The sequence below is a fragment of the Acinetobacter sp. V89_7 genome (assembly GCF_029967895.1).
In the GTDB taxonomy this organism is placed as follows: domain Bacteria; phylum Pseudomonadota; class Gammaproteobacteria; order Pseudomonadales; family Moraxellaceae; genus Acinetobacter; species Acinetobacter soli.
On record NZ_JASCAJ010000017.1, the window covers coordinates 380672 to 400118 of the forward strand.

Sequence of the window (19447 nt, forward strand, 5' to 3'; positions counted from 1 at the left end):
TTACCTTTTAATGGAGATGTGGCTATTTTTTGATAATTCCTTTCCATCCGCCTGCAATTAAACGCGTGATGGTTAACAGGGTAAAGGGAGCAGACAAGCCAGCGGGTGTTGCTAAATAACGTGATTGCCACACCGGATTGAATTTAGCTTTATATTCATAAAGACCTTCAAAATTGTAAAATTCTTCACCAAGATCAAAAATCGTGGTGCCAATTTTGTGCCAAAGTGGCGCAAGAGGATGCCGCTCTAAACCAGACAATGGAGCTACACCTAAGTTGAACCAGACATATTGCTGCGTTTTTCCCCATAGCATTAGCTCCGCAAATATAAAATCCATCACACCATTTGGAGCCAATGGGTCATAACGCATTAAATCTATAGAAAGCTCTTCATGTGAAAAAGTTTCCCACAGATTGGCAAAAGCCATAATTTGACCTTCAGGTGATCGTGCAACTGCCACCCGCGTTCGGCAGATATAGGCTTCACTAAAAAAACCTAACGAAAATCGTTTTTCACGAACCTGTTTTTGTGTCAGCCAAGCGTCAGAAATTTCTTTCAGTCGATTAATATTGGCTACCACGGCATCTCGTTCAAGTACTTCAAAGTAATAGTTTTGTTTAATTAATTTATTTCGACCTCGGCGCAAGTTATCTCGTTTTTTTCCTTCCAGTCCAAATTGTGATAATTCAACGCGAGCTTCTTGGCCTAATTTGAGTAAACTTAGTCCAAGATCAAGATAAATCGGTAAATATTCTTCACTAATTTGATAAAAAACAATTTTGGCACCAAACCGATCGGCCTGTTCTTTGAATTTCCAAAGGAGTTCGCCAAATGCCGACGAAGTGCCTACTGGATCTCCCATTGCAATCCAGTATTTTTTGGTCGTAGCGTAGGCAATAAATGCGGATCGATCTTCTGACCAGAAGATTTTTTTATCTCCCAGTAATGCTAAAAAGCCTTGGGTATCATGAGTCTGATGGAGAATATTTTCTATATCGTTAAGTTCGGATTCATCAAGTTGTTCAATATGTTCAGGTCGGGAAATTCCAAATAATTGCCAGATAAATATTGCAACTAGAAGTACTGCAATTACGATAGATGAACGTAAAAATCTTGAAACATCATTTTTATAGGAAAACTGCCACCATAGATCATCAGAGTAGATAACATGATGATAGGCAAAAAAGCCTAACCATGTACTGCCTGCGACTACAAGAACGATACTGATGAGCCAAAAAGGCTCTGGTGATAGCTCAAACAGTGATGATTTTCGATAAAAATAACGATGAGAAATTAAAATACAAACAAAAATAATGAGTAATGCAACAACTTTAACCCAGCCACTTGCTGTCAAAACTGAGCTTAAAATTGCCAATGCCAAAAGAATTAAAGCGCCGTACCATGCTGCATCCAGTTTGAGATAAATACCCCGTGCTAGAAATAGCAATAATACCCCAACGAGTGAGCCCATTAAGTGCGACAGTTCCAGTACTGGCAGTGGGATGAAATTACTCAGCCAGTGCAGATTATTGGGTAAAGTGGGTAAAGCCCCTGAAACCAATAGATAAGCACCGCTTAAAAATAAAAATAATGCAAAAATTTGCGGCACTACAGAAGGAATTATTCGTGTTGCGAGTTTTTCTGCCTGAATAAGTTTACTTCGATGCTGATAAAAATCTTTTAAAACCAGTAGGGTTCCAGCAATGAATAAAGGTAAAAAGTAATAAATCACCCGATACAAAACCAATGCAATTGCAATCGCGGGTTGGCTTGTTGCCAATACATTGCTGGAAAGCCACAAAAAAGAACCTTCAAAAACGCCAATACCACCGGGTACTTGAGAAACTAAACCTAAAAGCTGAGCCAAGATAAAAATAACGATAAAGCTTTCAAAGTTGATGCCTGGAATATCTTTTAGCAATATCCAGAGCACAGTAGAGGCCAAGATAAGATCTGAACAGGCCAGTAAAGTTTGTAAAAAAGCAGTTTTGGGGGAAGGAAGATCGATACTGAGGTTTTTAATTCTTATTGGCTTTTTGACAAGAACAACGATGCCCCAATATATGATCAAAAATCCTGCACTCAACAAGATTAAAATATAAAAGAGATGTAGCTGATTTAAGTGATCGAGTACATTTGCTGGGGCAAGCACAATTGAAATTAGTCCAAGTGTCATCAGACCAATAAAAAAAGTCAGACTTAAAAAAGCCGAGATTTTTGCAATATCCCAGCCCTGAACGCCCATTTTTTGATAAAAACGATAGCGGATTGAACCACCAGAGGCCCATGCATGCCCAGTGTTGTTACTGATAGCAAAGCTGACAAACGAAGTGAATAGAATATATCTATATTTGATGTTGCGATATCCTAATGACCTTAAAGCCAAAACATCATAAAGTGTAAGGAGTAGATAGCTGGCTAATGTCAAACCACATGCCATTAGCGCGATTGACCAAGGAATATTGTTCCAGTGTTTAAGTAAGCCTGAAAACTCATGGGTTTCAAGTTCTTTATGTATGATAAATAATGCTATGCAAAATAAAATGACTGGCGCATATTGAATTATCTTTTTGAGGAAGGGCTGTTTGAGCATAAGAAAAAAGTGCCAAAATCTAAACTATTGTTGTTGATTTAAGTATATGCATTTTTAATCAAATACCTACCTGAATATTGATGATTTTGAGTCGTCAAACATATTTTTCTTGGCTAGAATGTGAGTAGCTAAAACTACTCTTTTCTCAACGAAACTTTTAATATTTGATAAAAAATGAAAGAAATAAAACCTTTAATTGGCATTGATCTTGGAACAAGTAACTCGCTTGTAGGTGTATTTGAAAATGGTCAACCCAGACTCATTGAAAATGCTTATGGAAGCAAATTGACACCTTCAGCAATTGCGATGGATGAAGATCAGCAAATTTTGATTGGGCAGGCTGCTTTAGAGCTACGCGCTTCTGGTCGGGATGTTTTGACGAGTTTCAAACGTTTGATGGGTACATCTAAACCATTAAAATTAGGAGATCGTAGTTTTTCAGCGATTGAGCTTTCATCACTGATTTTACGTTCTCTTAAACAGGACGCTGAGCATGCTTTGCAATCTGAAGTTGATGAAGCAGTGATTACTGTGCCCGCTTATTTTAATGATATACAACGTCAAGCCACAATTTCTGCCGCCGAACTGGCTGGCTTGAAAGTAAGTCGCCTTATAAATGAACCAACTGCTGCGGCTTTAGCTTATGGACTTGGTCAGAATGAGGATAGTTGCTTTCTTATTTTTGATTTAGGCGGCGGTACGTTTGATGTTTCAATTGTCGAGTTATTTGATGGTGTTATTGAAGTGCGAGCCAGTGCAGGAGATAATTACTTAGGTGGAGACGACTTTGTACAGTTAATCATGAAGCAATACTGGAAAAAGAATGCTTCTCTATTTGGATATAATGAAACTACGATTCCTTATGATGTTGAAATTGCATTAAAAGCCAAAGCTCAATATTGTCTACATGTACTGAGTAAGCAGACATCTACCCAGCTTAATTTTAAATGGAATGATAATGAAGCAACACTCGAAATTTCTCAAGATGATTTGACCAACTGGGCAGAGCCGTTGCTATTAAGATTACGCCGTCCGCTTGAACGAGCCCTGCGGGATGCCCGAATTTTACCTAAGCAAGTAGACCAGATTATTATGGTAGGTGGAGCAACGCGCATACCTGCTGTACGCAAATTGGTTACCAAATTATTTGGACGTTTTCCTTCAACCAGTATTCAGCCAGATGAGGCAATTGTTCGAGGCGCATGTATTCAGGCTGGTTTAAAAGCAAAAGATCAATCTTTAAAAGAAGTGGTTCTAACTGATGTTTGCCCATTTAGTTTAGGAATTGCTGTAGGTGATGAAGATCAGTTTTCACCTATTCTGGAGCGTAATATTGTCATTCCAGCCAGTAAGGTAAATACCTATACTGCAATGAAGAAAGGCCAGCGAGAGATTGTGGTGCAGATTTATCAGGGTGAACACCGATTATGTCGAGAAAATGTCTCTCTAGGCTCTTTAACTGTACCATTACCCCCAAATGACGATTACTTATCCATCGATGTTAGATTTTCATATAATCCTAACGGAATTCTGGATGTGGATGTGGATGTTCCAGCAACAGGTGAGCGATTACAAAAGGTTGTGGTGAATCATCAAAGTGTCATGTCTGCTGATGAGATTGAAAAAGCTCGGTTACAACTCCAATCACTTAAAATTCATCCACGAGATAACCTGATTAATAAGAGTTTACTATTACGAGCCGAGCGTCTGTATAGTGAACGAACGGGTGATCTTCGTTATCAAATTGGCGATCGTACAGAACGCTTTAATCAAATTCTCAATCAACAGGATGAACGACAAATTCGTGAAGCCAGACAATATTTTGAGGCTTTCTTGAATGAGGTTGAAGATTTGAGTTTGTTCGAAGAATATTAAATAGTTTTGAATGACTAACAATGACCATGAAAAACCTTTCATGACGTAAACATAACTTTGTTGAACGAGTGCCTGTCAGAAGTTTCAGGCACTCGATCTTTACAACGCAATTAACTCAACTATTTTTTTATTTTTATGCTTTGATAAAGATAAAAAGCAGTGATAAGGCCTAAGATAAGGATATAAACTCCAACAATCATAGTAGCGATATAAGAGATATATTTGATAAAAGAAGAAAATTTTTGGGTGTTGAATATCGTAAAAAATAATCCTACGAAAGTTAAGCAGGCGGCATAAATATAGTGCTGAGAATTTTCAGATATAACAAAATAGCCAACCGATCCAACAAAAGCAATTCGAAGCAAAATAATGATGATAGCTTTGCGTGTAACTTGTTGTTCGGTTAAATCATCCGTATTTTTCTTGGCACCAAACACGTAAAACAGCGGTCGAAATGAATCTGGAAATAATAAACAACTGATCGGAATTAAACTAAAGCTGATGAGCCAAGGTCGATACGGTTGACCCAAAGTATAAAAAATAAAACCAAATCCAAGACACAAAATTGCTATACCTATTCCTATCATCAGATAATCATATTTAATATAAGCGCTTTGAAAGATACGATTCATATTTTTATGGGCATCTAGTTTAAGGCAGCCCAACAGAATAATTGTAAAAATTACCCATAGATAACTCAGTGAAGAATACAGAATCGTTGGTAGAGCTGAAGCGGCAATGCACATAAGAAAGCCGCTGATAAACCAGATTTTCTGATAGCGAAGTAACTGCTCATCACGATTTGGAAAAGCCAAAATTTTTGCATGAGTTATAGGTTGAACAATAAATGTAAATACGATGAAAACGCCAATTGAAATTAAAATCAGACTTTTCTGTGTAAGTAAATTTGATAAAAACTGATTCAATACGAAGAAAGTAGCTACAGAAAGTACTAAATTGAATAAAACAAAGTGTTTTATATGATTGATGCTCTTAAGAAAGTTGTAGTTGATATTGGATGCGGTATCGTCTATCTCAAATTGATCAATAACATCCATGACGTTCTGTTCTGGATGATGGTGTCCAAGCTGTTTTTGAAGATGCAGCATCTTAAATGGATGAAAGCTTTGTGAACTTGAAAGGTGCTCGAAGATAGAATAATCCTCATGCGATAATGATTTATATAAATCACGTTTCTGCAAAAAATCATGCAAGCGTTGCTGTAGTATACGACGATAATAATGATCGTTATATTCATGCAGATCATCTGGATATACATCATTCCAACGCTCAAGAAACCTGAAATATTGTGGGCTCATCGTATCTACTCTTAGCTCTGCCACAGCACTCATGAGTTGGTCTTTAATCTCAATTTGCTGCTCAAGTGGTAGATCAAACTGTTGATCGAGTAGTAAGCTAAATCTTTCAAAAACGTCATCACTAATATTATCTTCCCACAGTAACTGTTTGACTTGATAAAGCTCGTCAGTGACAGGATCAATTCCCTGAGTAATATTTTGATCAGATTGTTCATCATTGAGGTCAATAACCATTTCTGAATGATTGTAAAACTCATCAGTTTGGTCAGATGTTATAGTTAAGTGTTCTATCGATTCTGCTAAATAGCCGATAAAGTCTTCAAGATCGTGATCACGTAACAAGTGATCCATGCGTTCAATGTAAGATAATCGCGTTACCTCTTCATTCACTGTATTGAGATGATCACCAAATTCGTGCAATGCTTCTCGAATATTAAAGTGAATGTCTTGCTCGATGATACGCTGCTGAATTGCAAGATAAATTTCTTCAAGTTCGTTATCTGATGATTGATTAATTTCGATTTCTTGAACAGATTCAGTTTGCTCAATTAAGTGGTATGTGCGTTGTTCATGATTAAAAATAGAATCATTAATCTCTTCTTGATCAGACAATTCATACTGCGCTTCATATTGGGCAGTTTGAAGGGCCTCTCTCAATGAAATAAACTGATCTGGCTGAGTGTCTTGATCAATTTGTTTGAGCTTTATAGCGTATGCTTTCTTAATTGCTCTTAAATTTGTAGTAGGTTCTATTCCAAGTTGTTGCCATGCAGTCATTTCTTTTACTCAAAATTTTCTTATCTATCGTCAGTAAAAGCTGATATGAATCAGCAAAGTAATATTTGATTGATAGTTTGAGTGACTATATTAATATGCTTCAAATGATTGATCAAAATATATTAAAGCTACCTATGCGGTAGTGAAGCATGTGCATTGCATTGATATCAGAATAGTCTTTTTCTAAGCTACCTGTGCGGTAGTGAAGGTAATAAGATATATAAATATATATTAAAAACAATATACTAAAGTAAATAAAATAAAAATACCTATTTTATTTTAGCTCTAACTAAGTCTTTGATTTTATTTAACTGTTAAAGAGTAAGTAAAATATTGGGGTAAAAGTTCACTTTTGTCAAAATAAAACATCTCACAACACAAGCTTGTCTTTATAATCATGGCGATGAATTTGGTATTGATAAATTGGGATAATCACGAGTGAACAATCAGGACAATCTGGATTTAGAGCTAAATGATGCCGAAATGCATTTGTATAGCAGACAAATTTTACTCGATGGATGGGATTTAGATGCTCAAGAAAAACTAAAGTTCGCCAATGTTTTGATAGTAGGCGCGGGTGGAATCGGTTGTACAACAGCAGAGCTGCTGGCTCGAGCAGGCGTAGGTAAAATCACGCTGATTGATACCGACACCATCGAAACCAGTAATTTGCAACGTCAAATCGCATTTACACCTGCCGATATCGGGCAGTTTAAATCCGATACTTTGGCAAAACGTCTGATGCAAATCAATCCGCATATCCGTGTAGAGTTTTATGTGGGTAAGCTTGACCAAAGCAATGCCGATGAGTTCGTTCGACAGCAAGATTTGGTATTAGACGGTTGTGATAATTTTACAACGCGTTATGTGGTGAATGCAGCATGTAAAAAAAATGCAATACCATTAATTAGTGCATCTGCGATTGGATTTCAAGGTCAACTCTTTATGGTCGATGCGGATTCGGCCTGTTACGAATGCTTGTTTCCAAAAGAGCAAATGGCAGATGAAGGCTTACGCTGCGCAGATTCAGGAGTGCTCGCCACCACACCCGTAGTCATGGCCTCACTTCAGGCGCATCATGCGCTGCTATATCTGGGGTTAGACAAAAGCCCACTCAAAGAAAAGTTATTGCTTTGGGATGGACTCAGCATGAAACAGCGTATTTTACATTTTGAAAAAGATACAAATTGTTCCACTTGTCAGGCAAGTTTGTCTGTAAACTAAACTCAGTTTGATACACTGTCCAATGAGTTAAATAACATTGAATCATATGAAAAAAAATATTCTGTTTGATGGACTGCGCTCGGTTGCACGAATTGGCGAAACCGCTTTTTTTGCAGCTAAAGCTGGCTATAAATATGCAGTTGAAAAGCCGAGTAATGCAAAATTGATGCGTGAAACCTTTGAATCACTAGGGTCGACGTATATTAAATTAGGTCAGTTTATTGCCAGTACGCCATCGTTATTTCCTCGTGAGTATGTCGAAGAGTTTCAAGGGTGCCTAGATCAAACGCCAACGCTCCCTTTTAGCTATATTCAAGGTGTGCTCGACAGCGAGTTCGAGGGGCGTGATTTAGGGCAAATTTTTGCATCGATTGATGAAAAACCGCTGGCTTCGGCATCTATTGCGCAGGTTCATGCTGCCAAGCTGATCACTGGTGAAGATGTAGTCATTAAAGTACAAAAGCCGGGTGTTGAAACCATCTTGTATACCGATCTCAATGTGGTGCATTGGGTGACACGTATGTTTGAACGTGCAATTCCTAAGGTGAAGTTTGCATCGCTATCTGACATTGTTGAAGAAATCAAAATTCGAATGATTCGTGAAGTCGATTTTATCGAAGAAGCGCAAAACCTAGATGACTTTACTGCTTATCTCAAACTCACCAACAATCAAGCCGCAACTGCCCCAAAAGTTTATCATCAATTCTCGACGCGTCGCGTGTTGACTATGGAGCGCTTATACGGCGTTTCACTTACGGATTTTGATGTTGTAAAACAATACTCTAAAGATCCTTCGCAAGTGCTGATTACTGCCATGAACACATGGTTTGGTAGTTTGATGCTGTGCAAAAGCTTTCATGCCGATTTACATGCAGGGAATTTGATGCTGCTTGAAGATGGACGTATCGGGTTTATCGATTTTGGTATTGTAGGTCAACTCAACCCACAAGTCTGGACAGCATGTCTGGCTTTTATGGATGCCTTACAAAAAACCGACTATACGGCCATGGCTGAAAATATGCTCAAAATGGGCATGACCGATACTCAAGTCGATACGACGGTGCTCGCGCAAGATCTTGAACGACTATTTAGTGGTGTATTACTTGCCGATCCACAAGATATTCTCGCGTCGAAACCCTCTGATTTAAATGACATCATGCTGGATGTGGTGGCTGTGGGTGAGCGTCACGGCATTAAATTTCCGCGTGACTTTGCGCTTCTATTTAAACAAATGCTGTATTTTGATCGGTTTATGCGCATCCTTGCACCTTATACCGATATTTATGCAGACCAGCGTTTGAAAATGGTTCAAACTATGGAGCCACAATCGTTGTTAAAGCATTAAGTGTCGAGTTCGTTCGTTATGGATGCCATTGTTATTGAAGGCCTAAAGGTCAATACCGTCGTAGGCTGTTTTAATTGGGAGCGTCAAATCAAGCAACCTTTGTTACTCGATTTGACCATTCATAACGATCTGCAACGGGCAGCACAATCTGATGAGCTAGATGATACGCTTAACTATGCATTGATTTGTGAATTGGCTGCACATGCAATCGAGCATGCTCAGCCTAAACTGATTGAGCATGCCGCCCATCTGGTCTTAAAAAAATTGTTTGAGACTTTTCCCACGATTGAATCTATCATTATTACCATTCGTAAACCTGCGATTATTGCAGAAGCTCAGTCGGTAGGAATTCGCCTTGAACGTCAACGAAAACATTTTTGCGCTCGCACTGGCGAGTAATCATCTGCCAGAGCAGCATTTCGCGCAGGCTTATCGGGTGATTCAGTCGTGGGGTGAGGTGCAGTTTTCAGATGTTTATCTCATTCCATGCCGAGATGGTGTCGGTCAAGATTATTGGAATTCGGCCTGTTTGCTCATCTCAAACAAGACATCTGCCGAGATTGAAGTCGAGCTTAAGCACTTAGAGGTACAAGCGGGGCGTATCCGACCTTCACACCAGATCAGTTTAGATATCGACTTAATCGCATGGGGTAAGCAGCTCGATCAAATGCAGTTTAATCCAAAAAAAATGCCGTTGGCACTTGATGTGAAAATTCCACTTTCTACGCTCTGGCAAAATCCTGCCCTTGCGGTTGAAGTGTCTAATTTTCCAGTGGTTGATTTTAAAACTGATCATTTTTACGCATCGACGCATTGATCGATTTTTTAGTTGTTATTTATCTTCAAACATCTATTTAAATATAAAAAATCAAGCTTGATAAATATCGATTCCCTTTAGTATCGCACGAATGAATGCGAACTAAAGGGGCGTTTAATCGATTGCTTGATATGCAAATTAAATATAATAACTGGTTGTCGTCATGAGTTTGGAAATCGCAGTCATGGTAATTTTGACTGCAAATGGCAATTCAACACCGCCAGCCTCAAGTGCCGATTCGCGATGATGTAGTTCATCCTGATTCATTTGCTCTAAGATACGTTTAGATCGATCATCGTGAGCAGGTAGCTGGTCTAGATGGCTTTGCAAATGCAGACTTACCTGACGTTCTGTTTCGGCAACAAAGCCCAAGCTGTATTTGTCGCCTGCAATTCCTGCAATAGCACCCATACCAAATGAAAGACCATACCAAACTGGGTTTAATAAACTTGGCAGACTGTCTAGTTCTTTAAGCCGGTCTTCACACCAAGCCAAATGATCCTGTTCTTCTAGCGCAGCTTGTTTCATTTCATCACGGACATTTGGCAATTTTGCGGTCAGTGCCTGCCCATGATACAGCGCTTGCGCGCAGACCTCACCAGTATGGTTAACTCGCATCAAACCTGCGACATGGCGTGCATCGCTGACACTTAAATGGGTCGATGCGTTGTCTGCCGGATTGCTGCGCTGGGCAGCTGTTGCGCCTGGTACTAAGCTGCGCAACGCCTGATCAAAAGATTGAATGAGTCGATCAACACCATTGTACTGACGCATAGGATTAGTCCTCTAAAGTATCTTGAGCATTATGCAGCATGGGTGGAAGTTTACGTAAGAGCCAGAATGTGAATACTGCACTGAATATGGCTGTAATTATAAATAATATTTTAATGTCTATTTTTAAAATACTTAAAATGACAATCGAAAAAATGGCAGAACTCACCATAAATGCGGCATTTAAAATATTATTCGCTGCCACTACGCGCGCGCGGTGAGAGCGAGGAGAATAGGCTTGCATCATGGCATAGAGCGGTACAATATAAAATCCACCGCTAATTCCCAGTAAAGTGATAGCCAGCATGACGTGATAATACACTTGTCCGGAGGTGAATATCTCTTTTAGGCTAAGCAGGGCGCCGGTTCGTTCTGGAACAAACGACAAACTCGCAGCCAGATAAAAGGCAAATACAGTCAGGCCAACTGCACCAATCGGAACCATCTTGATGTTGAGCTCAGACCCACCAATTTTACGGCACAGCAATGATCCCACCCCAATGCCTACCGAAAAAAAGGTGAGCAAAAGACTCACAACATTTTCAGAAGCATGCAGGTTTTGTTGGGTCATTTGGGGAATCTGGGTAAGATAGGTCGCACCATAAAACCAGTACCATGAGTTTCCAAGCAAAATGGTGAAAATCAGCGGTAGACTTTTGGCATAACGAATGGTTTGCAAACTGGTTCTAAAAAAATTCCAGTCGATTTTAATGTCAGGCGCAGATACTTTTTGTTTAAGTACGAAGCGACTGCAAATGTACCCAATCAGGGCAATGCCGACCACCATTAGGCTGATCCATAGTAAATTGCCATCTGACGACGCAATCACTGCACCGCCCAAAATCATACCGAGTAAAATTGCAATTGATGTGCCCGACTGAAACAGCGCATTTCCAGACATGAGTTCATTGGGTTTTAAAATCTCTGGTAATATTGCGTATTTGATCGGCCCAAAAAAAGTGGAGTGAATGCCCATCATAAAAAGCGCAATCATCAGTAAATACAAATGACCCGTTAAGAAGCCTGCCATACCGATTAGCATGATCACAATCTCAAGAATCTTAATCGCTCTAACCAACTGAGCGCGCTCATATTTATCTGCAATTTGCCCAGCCGTTGCAGAAAAAATAAAGTAAGGCAAAATAAACAATAACGCAGCAAGATTGTTTAAGGTACTCACACTGGCATTTTGTTGGCTGATCCAGCCATAGGTAATGACCAGCAACAAGGATTGTTTGTACACATTGTCATTCAATGCGCCAAAAAACTGGGTGAGAAACATCGGCAAAAAACGACGAGTGCTCAGGAGATGTTCATTGTTTTTCATCATGTGTATATTTCATTGCGTTTTATTAAGAAGTGTCATTGCCTTGTTAAGTTTGCTTCAAAATCATGTATGATACTTCGGTAGTTGATCGAGTGAAAAATCAATTGATTTATCAGTATTATCGGTACATTTGTGCAGTCCATTAATAAAATAAGTTTAGAGTTCATTGTACATGCTTGCGACCAAAAAATTTAAACAGTCCGCGCTTGCCCAGTCTGTACGTTTTATATTAAATGTACATGACCTGAATAAACTCATCTACACGAGCATGTTATTGGGTTTGACGGTGTCGACCAGTTATGCTCAAGAAATAAACCCATCTGTTGCTGCATCGAGCTCATCGCAGACTCAGCCTACAATCGACTCTAATGATCTTAATAACGTTGCCACGAGTGTATCAACAACAGCACCTAACCAGCAGGATAGTTTGGCAATCTTGCAACAACAAGCGCAATCTTCAAAAACAATTGCAGAATTCAAACCAATAGAGTTTGAAGATCTTGAAAATTTACCATCGACTGCCGTAGATTCGGCAATGGCCAACGAAATTTACCGTGTTGCAGAGCAAGCCAAAGCAGAAGCTCAGGCTACTGCATCAAGAGCACCGACTTCAGCGACATCTGCCACGACCAATCCATCGCAAGATCTGGCACAGATTAATCAGGCTCCCGTTAATGTTGATAATCTGATGCAGCAAATCCGCTCGGATAGCCAGATTAATGTTCAGGCCAATACCACTGGTCAAACGCTTGAACGAACCAGTCTGCAACAAGCCAGCCAACCCGAAGAAAAAAAGGGATTCTTTAAACGAATTATCGATAAGATTAAGCCAAAGCGAGACCTTGGCGGACAATCCATTCCTCGTATTACGGCAGAGGTAAAAGGTGCGCCAACTGAGCTGGCTGCAAATATTAAGGCGAAGTTATCGAGTTATTCTCAAGAAGCTTTTCAAGATTTTAATAGCTCATTACCGCAACTTCGTAACTTATCGAATCAGGCTGCGCAGGCGGTGGGATATTACAACGCCGAGTTTAAATTTGAAAAGTTGAGCGACTCCAAAGTTCGTGTCAATGTTATACCGCATGAGCCAGTTAAAATTGAAGAGCAAAATATCGACTTCACTGGCCCAGGTGCATCGCTGCCTCAATTCCAAGTGATTCGACTTGTTCCTGAACAAGACGTGGGTGATATTTTAAATCACGGTAAATACGAAGAAACAAAATCACGTATTGCGACAGTGGCCTCAGATAACGGATTTTTTGATAGTTATTGGCGCTTGCATGATGTGCGTGTTAATCAACCTCAAAATACAGCCGACATCAATTTAAAGTATGAAACAGGCGAGCGTTATCAGTTGGGTAATGTTGAATTTCGAATGAGTGATCCTTCGAAGAAAATTCCCCTCGATATGGATGTATTGCTCAGCATGACACCTTGGAAAGAGGGAGACGACTACACTTTCTGGCGTGTCAATGCACTGGCCAACAACTTGACCAACTCCCGTTACTTTAACTACACCTTGGTCGATACAATTAAACCAGACCCGATTCAAAAGCCATTAGAGTTGCCGCCAGATTTACAGGCCTTGGTGGATCAAGATAATCAATCACAAACGTTACAACAAAGCCCTCAACAGGGTAAAAAAGTTGTGTCTGCAAATGAAGTGACGCAAAATGTTGTAGATGAAGCAGAGTTTGCTGGCACACAAGCGTCTGACAATCAAGATCGAGCATTACGATTACAGCGTAGCGAGCAAAAAGAACAAGAGTCTGAGCGTAATCAGCTTGAAAATAAAGCGCGTGAAGAAAAGAAAATTCCTGTGATCGTGACACTCAATGCAGATCGTTTAAACAGTATCGAAACTGGTTTTGGTTATGGAACCGATACGGGATTTCGAGTGCGTGGTCAATATCGCCGTGCGATCGTAAATAGCCGTGGCCACTCATTCGATGCCAACATGGAAGTCTCGCAAATTCGTCAAGCGGTCGATGTGCGTTATAACATTCCCTATAAACATCCGCTCAATGATTACATCAGTATTGTGGGTGGGTTTGAGCGTGAACTTGACAATGATATTGGACCAAACGTCACCCTTGAAACTCAGACTGCTGTGATTGGTGCAGAGCGAATTATCAAAAATCCACTGGGTGGTTGGCAACAAACCTATGGCGTTCGCTATCGCGTAGATTCACTTAACCAGCGCGGTACGGTTGATGAATCTAGTTTACCAGATGCATTTAAGGTGCCTGGTTCCGATCCAAATCAACAGGCTTTGCTATTTGGCTATTCAGTTTCTAAAACCAGTAGCAATAACAATATCAATCCGACCAAGGGTTTTAAGCAAACCTATAAGCTTCAGGTGGCAAGTGATGCCCTGATTTCAGATGCCAATATTATTATGCCAGCTGCCGCTTGGCGTGCTATTTATTCAGTAGGTGAAAATGACGATCACCAATTTGTCGGACGAGCAGATTTAGGCTATATCTTCACCAATGACTTCGAGAAAGTACCATACAATTTGCGCTACTTTGCCGGTGGAGATGAAAGCATACGCGGCTTCGATTATAAGAGCCTTGCACCACTCGAATTTGGCTATAAAGTGGGTGGGCAAGCCTTGGCTGTTGGATCACTTGAATATAATTATCAGTTCAAAGAGGGTTGGCGAGCTGCAGTATTCTCTGACTTTGGTAATGCTTATGATAAAGATTTTAATACACCAACAGAATATGGTGTAGGGGTGGGGATTCGCTGGAAATCACCTGTTGGACCAATTCGTATCGATGTGGCATCGGGGATTTCCGATCCAAACCATCCGATTCGTTTACATTTCTTTATTGGCCCACAACTTTAAAACAAAATTTGTACTAGGATCATTATGGGTGAATTCGAACAGCAACCAGCTCAAAAACCAGAAAAAAAACGCCGTATTTTAAGAAGTGTTTTATTTACGTTCGGCATTATTCTGCTGTTTTTAGTGTCTGCCTTGACCATCATGGTATCGACGGACCGTGGGAGTAAATTTTTGCTTGATCGGGTGATGGAACGCCAGCAAATTATTCGCTACGAATACGAAGGTGGAAATCTGCTCAACGGTATTATTCTGCGTAATATCTTAGTCAAACTCAAAGAACTCGATATAAAAATAGATCATGCCGATATTGGGCTGGGTTGGCGTGCACTGATCAATAAAGAGGTGCATTTAAGCCATGCTGATGTGGAAAATTTGCAGATTATCAGCTATGCCAAGCCTACCGGAGAACCATTTAAGTTTAGCGAAATCAAACTGCCGTTTATTTTGCGTGTGAATGAAGCCAATGTGGATCACTTGCGCATTCAAACCAGCGGAACTCATGTTGATTTTAATGATATCTATCTCAAAGATGCATTATGGTCGGGCACAGAGTTAAAGTTTGAAGATTCAGAATTCGATATGGGCTATCTGGCGGTAAAAAATGCCACAGGCCAAATGACCTTTAGCGGGAAATATCCGCTGTCGCTTACAGGTGATCTGAGTTTACCGTCCTTAAATAGCCTGAATATTAAAACCATTAAAGTGGCGGCCAAAGGGACTTTAGACACGATTCAGGCAGGTGTTGCAACCAATACACCAGATTTACTTACAGGATGGGTCGTGGTGCATCCTGTGCGTGATCATGTGCCAATGTTTGGTGAGCTTCAGTTTAAGAACTATCATCTTCCATTGTTGGTCGAGCAAAAGCTTTTTGCCAAAAACGGCGTTGCAAAATTTAAAGGGGATGTCCAGTCATTGGCCCTTACGCTTGATACAGACTTAAAGGGCGAAAACATCCCTGAAGGGCAATATACTGCCAATATGCAAACGGATCTGGTCAATGGATTAACCATTCAGGATTTCAATGGTCAGCTCATGAAAGGATCTGTCAATTTAGCCGGTTATGTGGGATGGCATGATCGTGTGACATGGGATGTGAATGGTCGTCTGAATCGATTAAATCCTAAAGATGAAGTGATTCCGCAAGCGATTCAAGATTTTCTACCGCCTTCACTCGATGCCAATATTAGCTCGAAAGGAACGCTTGAAAATGGAATGGCACTCACTGCCAATCTTGATTTTGACAAATATGAAGCGTGGTCGGTTAAGCTGAATCAGGCAGAAGCCAAGGCTAAACCACAACCGTTATTGCTGGATATCTCATGGAGTAAAATTGATCGTGCCATGCCATACATTGGTTGGCTCAGTAGTGATTCCGGGCAAGTTAATCTGGCGTTAGTTGACAATAAACAAGACATTCATGTTGCGACTGTCATTAAAGCACATGAACAGGCAACGTTGCCTCCCGGTCAATACGATGCACGACTAGATTTAAAAGACAATATTTTAAATATACCGGCATTTACTTACAAAGCCACGCAAACTGGTAGTTTAAGTGGACAAGCGAAAGTTGAGTTGCCAACTGAAAAGCGTCAGCTTAAATGGAATGCATTTCTAACGGCAAAAGACTTCAATCCGCAATCGATCTCGACTGCTGCGCCTGTCGATCGTTTGAATGGACAAGTCAAAGCCAATGGCTATGCCAAACCCAACCAGCAGATTATTCAGCTTAATGCGATTGATTTAAAAGGACACTTGGCAAATTCTGGGCCAAATGATGTGATTGAACTGACGGGTACCAGTACGGCTGCCATGGTTTTTCACGATGAAAAATCGGGTGGTGGTTTTAAAGGCTTCGCTATTCAATATGACGGCGGCTTAAATGCGCTGAATCAAGGCAAAGGGTTACTCAAATTTAATATTTCAGGTACGCCTGAATTGATCAAAATCGCACAGCTTCAGCACGATGGTGTCGCAGGTAAAATTTTTGCCAGCGGGCTGGTGAATCTAAAAAATGCAATTGCTTGGGATATCAATGCTTCTCTGGTGCGATTCAAGCCACAGTATTTTGTTTCGAGCGTTCGTGGTGAAGTATCGGGTAATCTAAAGACGCAAGGGCTTTGGTCTGAGCAAAGCAAACGTATCAATCTGGAAAAACTTAATCTCGCGGGCTATATCAATAATAAACTGGTTCGTGGAATGGGGAATCTTGCGTTGGTGATCAATGCAAATCAGAAAGGCTTATTACCGCAGCAGTTTGAAGCCAATAATCTCTTTTTAGCCTATGGGAAGAACCAAGTTCAAGCCTCAGGAAATGCACAAAATTTACGTTTAAAAGTAAATGCACCTGCACTCAATGAGATTTATGCACCGCTGCGTGGTCGTGCTTACGGTTATTTAAATCTACAGGCGCAGCCACGGCTTAAAGCGACGGCGAATCTGGCTGTAGATAATTTTGGTCTGAACACCATCAGCATCAAAAAAATTCTGATTCAAGGTGAATTACCGACATCTGAGAGCGTTCCAACATCACTCAAAGCTACATTAAATGATTTGCAAAGTGGCACGCGTCAAATCCAGTATGCCGGCATTACCTTGTCTGGTACGCGTAAGGCACATCTGGTTCAACTTCAAGGCTGGAATTACTATTCTAAGTTTTATGTACAACTGGCGGGTGGCTTTAATGCCTCAAATGACTGGTTTGGCCAGATTCAGCAAGGTGTATTTGATTCTCGTCGTGCGGTATTAAAGCAGCAGCAAAATGCGGCTGTAATCTTTAATCGCGCTCGCCAAGAGTTATTTGTGGGGCAGCATTGCTGGGCCAGCCAGCAAAGCCAGCTATGCTTTGATCAGCCGCTACGGGTGAGTCAGCAGCGTGGTAATGTATCCTTTGCAACTCGTAACTTAGACTTAAATGACTTTGCCGCATTTATGCCAGAGGGGCTGGCCATTACTGGTAAGCTCAATGGTTACGCCAAGGCCAATTGGGCCAATGGCGGCAAGCCTCAAGTCGATGCACAGCTGGTTACGCGTAATGGTGAAATTGGTTTGGCAGCGTCTGATCCGCAAGATCCAGCATCGACGTTGAGCTATAACCAGTTAAGTGTGATTGCCAAAAGTGTTCCGCAAGGTTTGCTGATGCGTTTAGATGTACAAACAGATGCAATTGGTACAGGCTATGCCAAAGTTGTCATTAATCCGTATCAGACACCAATGCCGATGTCGGGTGAGGTCGCATTTAACAATGTGCAACTCAAAGTACTCAAACCATTTATTAGTGATGTGCGCTCAATGGCAGGCACGTTATCGTTGGCGGGTAAAGTTAATGGAACACTGACACAGCCACAAATAACTGGAGAAATGCGACTAAAAGACGGTGCAATCAGCATGATTTCGCTACCTGTCAATCTCACTAACATTCAGTTGTATTCATCTATTCGCCAAGATTCTGCAAGTGTTAACGGTGCGTTTAACAGTGGTCGTGGTGCGGGCACCCTTACCGGAGATATCGACTGGAAAGGTGATCCGCGTATCAAGTTAAATCTTAAAGGTGAAAATTTACTGGTTCGTCAGGTGCCATTGATTACGGCACTGGTGACACCGGATATCTCGATGGAAGCGTATCCTGTAAGTAAGCGTTTAACGGTGCAAGGAAAAGTCGATGTACCACGTGCATTAATTTCGATGCCTGAAGCGACTGAACCTGTGGTTGGTGTTTCTTCGGATGTTCGCGTAGTGCGTGAAGGCCAAGATCAGCTGGCGATTTTGCGTGCGGCAAAACCATGGCAAATTCGTGCGGATATTGGCGTTTCGATTGGCAATCAAGTGATTTTCCAAGGTTTTAATAGTCGTATACCATTGGTCGGTCGTTTAAACCTTACCCAGCGTGGTTTAGATACTGCAATGAATGCCTCAGGGGCAATTGGGGTGAGTCAGAAGGTTAAAATTGAAGCCTATGGGCAGAGTCTAGATTTAAATCGTGCAATTGCCCGTTTCAATGGACCGGTTTCAAATCCAACCCTTGATGTCGATGCCAATAAGAGTGTGCAGGGCAGTACGGTCGGTGTACGTGTCACGGGAACAGCTTCGGTACCGAATATTCAGATTTATAACGATGCAGGGTTGTCTGAACAAGAGGCACTCAATGCCTTGGTGACAGGCCGAATCAATGAAGGAAGTAGTAGTTTAAGCAATACGGCCGGCTTTAAATCGGATGTGAACAATACCATTGCAGCAGCAGGGATCAGTATGGGCTTGGGTGGAACGCGTGCACTGACGAATCAGATTGGTCGGACCTTCGGTTTGAGCGGTTTGGCTCTAGACGCACAAGGCACAGGCGATGATACCCAAGTCAGCCTGACGGGCTACATCACACCAGATTTATTTATTCGATATGGTGTAGGCGTATTTACACCAGTCAATAAACTGACCTTGCGTTATCAGGTGAATAAGCGCTTATACCTTGAAGCGAGTCAGGCACTTGAACGATCGCTCGATATTTTCTACAACTGGCGCTTCTAATGCCAGAATAAAAAAGGGCAATCCGAT

General features: G+C 40.9%; 11 protein-coding genes. 7 read left to right on the forward strand and 4 right to left on the reverse strand.

All coding sequences use genetic code 11. The features are described from left to right. Window positions 1-22 precede the first annotated feature (22 nt). On the reverse strand, window positions 23-2593 hold the full coding sequence (gene mprF, locus QLG00_RS03025) for a bifunctional lysylphosphatidylglycerol flippase/synthetase MprF (protein ID WP_282470479.1): 2571 nt from the start codon (window positions 2591-2593) through the stop codon (window positions 23-25). A gap of 174 nt (window positions 2594-2767) precedes the next feature. On the opposite strand from mprF, the gene QLG00_RS03030 reads away from it, so the two are divergent. Beyond that, window positions 2768-4468 carry an Hsp70 family protein gene (locus tag QLG00_RS03030; RefSeq protein ID WP_212515701.1) on the forward strand — a complete coding sequence of 567 codons (1701 nt, stop codon included), beginning with the start codon at window positions 2768-2770 and terminating at the stop codon, window positions 4466-4468. 119 nt (window positions 4469-4587) lie between these two features. Here QLG00_RS03030 and QLG00_RS03035 read toward each other — a convergent pair whose 3' ends face one another. Continuing rightward, complete coding sequence (locus QLG00_RS03035) at window positions 4588-6564, reverse strand: hypothetical protein (protein WP_282470480.1); 1977 nt, start codon at window positions 6562-6564, stop codon at window positions 4588-4590. 483 nt (window positions 6565-7047) lie between these two features. On the opposite strand from QLG00_RS03035, the gene QLG00_RS03040 reads away from it, so the two are divergent. Genes QLG00_RS03040 through QLG00_RS03055 form a run of 4 tightly spaced genes read left to right on the forward strand, consistent with a single transcriptional unit; the run spans window position 7048 to window position 9950 of the window. Beyond that, complete coding sequence (locus QLG00_RS03040) at window positions 7048-7788, forward strand: HesA/MoeB/ThiF family protein (protein ID WP_282470518.1); 741 nt, start codon at window positions 7048-7050, stop codon at window positions 7786-7788. A gap of 46 nt (window positions 7789-7834) precedes the next feature. Beyond that, window positions 7835-9133, forward strand: coding sequence for an AarF/UbiB family protein (locus QLG00_RS03045; RefSeq protein WP_111811808.1), 1299 nt, complete (start codon window positions 7835-7837; stop codon window positions 9131-9133). Window positions 9134-9151: 18 nt separating this feature from the next. Then, window positions 9152-9532, forward strand: coding sequence for a dihydroneopterin aldolase (gene folB, locus QLG00_RS03050; protein ID WP_004938848.1), 381 nt, complete (start codon window positions 9152-9154; stop codon window positions 9530-9532). Beyond that, window positions 9489-9950: a 2-amino-4-hydroxy-6-hydroxymethyldihydropteridine diphosphokinase gene (locus QLG00_RS03055; protein WP_282470481.1), complete on the forward strand. Its 462-nt coding sequence runs from the start codon at window positions 9489-9491 to the stop codon at window positions 9948-9950. Before folB ends, QLG00_RS03055 begins: the two co-directional genes overlap by 44 nt. Window positions 9951-10088: 138 nt before the next feature. Here the strand turns inward: QLG00_RS03055 and coq7 are convergent, their stop codons facing one another. Beyond that, window positions 10089-10724 carry a 2-polyprenyl-3-methyl-6-methoxy-1,4-benzoquinone monooxygenase gene (gene coq7 / locus QLG00_RS03060; protein WP_004938843.1) on the reverse strand — a complete coding sequence of 212 codons (636 nt, stop codon included), beginning with the start codon at window positions 10722-10724 and terminating at the stop codon, window positions 10089-10091. A 4-nt stretch (window positions 10725-10728) separates the two neighbouring features. Then, on the reverse strand, window positions 10729-12051 hold the full coding sequence (locus tag QLG00_RS03065) for an MFS transporter (protein ID WP_149930185.1): 1323 nt from the start codon (window positions 12049-12051) through the stop codon (window positions 10729-10731). 169 nt (window positions 12052-12220) lie between these two features. Between QLG00_RS03065 and QLG00_RS03070 the strand changes: the two genes are divergently transcribed. Both QLG00_RS03070 and QLG00_RS03075 read left to right on the forward strand, forming a co-directional pair. Beyond that, on the forward strand, window positions 12221-14899 hold the full coding sequence (locus tag QLG00_RS03070) for an autotransporter assembly complex family protein (RefSeq protein WP_076032158.1): 2679 nt from the start codon (window positions 12221-12223) through the stop codon (window positions 14897-14899). Window positions 14900-14923: 24 nt separating this feature from the next. Continuing rightward, window positions 14924-19420: a translocation/assembly module TamB domain-containing protein gene (locus tag QLG00_RS03075; RefSeq protein ID WP_282470482.1), complete on the forward strand. Its 4497-nt coding sequence runs from the start codon at window positions 14924-14926 to the stop codon at window positions 19418-19420. Window positions 19421-19447: the final 27 nt, after the last annotated feature.

Excerpts from the sequence above, each read along its gene's own strand:
- mprF (WP_282470479.1), bottom strand. The coding sequence starts at position 2,593 with ATGCTCAAACAGCCCTTCCTCAAAAAGATAATTCAATATGCGCCAGTC.
- QLG00_RS03030 (WP_212515701.1), top strand. The coding sequence starts at position 2,768 with ATGAAAGAAATAAAACCTTTAATTGGCATTGATCTTGGAACAAGTAAC.
- QLG00_RS03035 (WP_282470480.1), bottom strand. The coding sequence starts at position 6,564 with ATGACTGCATGGCAACAACTTGGAATAGAACCTACTACAAATTTAAGA.
- QLG00_RS03040 (WP_282470518.1), top strand. The coding sequence starts at position 7,048 with ATGCATTTGTATAGCAGACAAATTTTACTCGATGGATGGGATTTAGAT.
- QLG00_RS03045 (WP_111811808.1), top strand. The coding sequence starts at position 7,835 with ATGAAAAAAAATATTCTGTTTGATGGACTGCGCTCGGTTGCACGAATT.
- folB (WP_004938848.1), top strand. The coding sequence starts at position 9,152 with ATGGATGCCATTGTTATTGAAGGCCTAAAGGTCAATACCGTCGTAGGC.
- coq7 (WP_004938843.1), bottom strand. The coding sequence starts at position 10,724 with ATGCGTCAGTACAATGGTGTTGATCGACTCATTCAATCTTTTGATCAG.
- QLG00_RS03065 (WP_149930185.1), bottom strand. The coding sequence starts at position 12,051 with ATGATGAAAAACAATGAACATCTCCTGAGCACTCGTCGTTTTTTGCCG.
- QLG00_RS03070 (WP_076032158.1), top strand. The coding sequence starts at position 12,221 with ATGCTTGCGACCAAAAAATTTAAACAGTCCGCGCTTGCCCAGTCTGTA.
- QLG00_RS03075 (WP_282470482.1), top strand. The coding sequence starts at position 14,924 with ATGGGTGAATTCGAACAGCAACCAGCTCAAAAACCAGAAAAAAAACGC.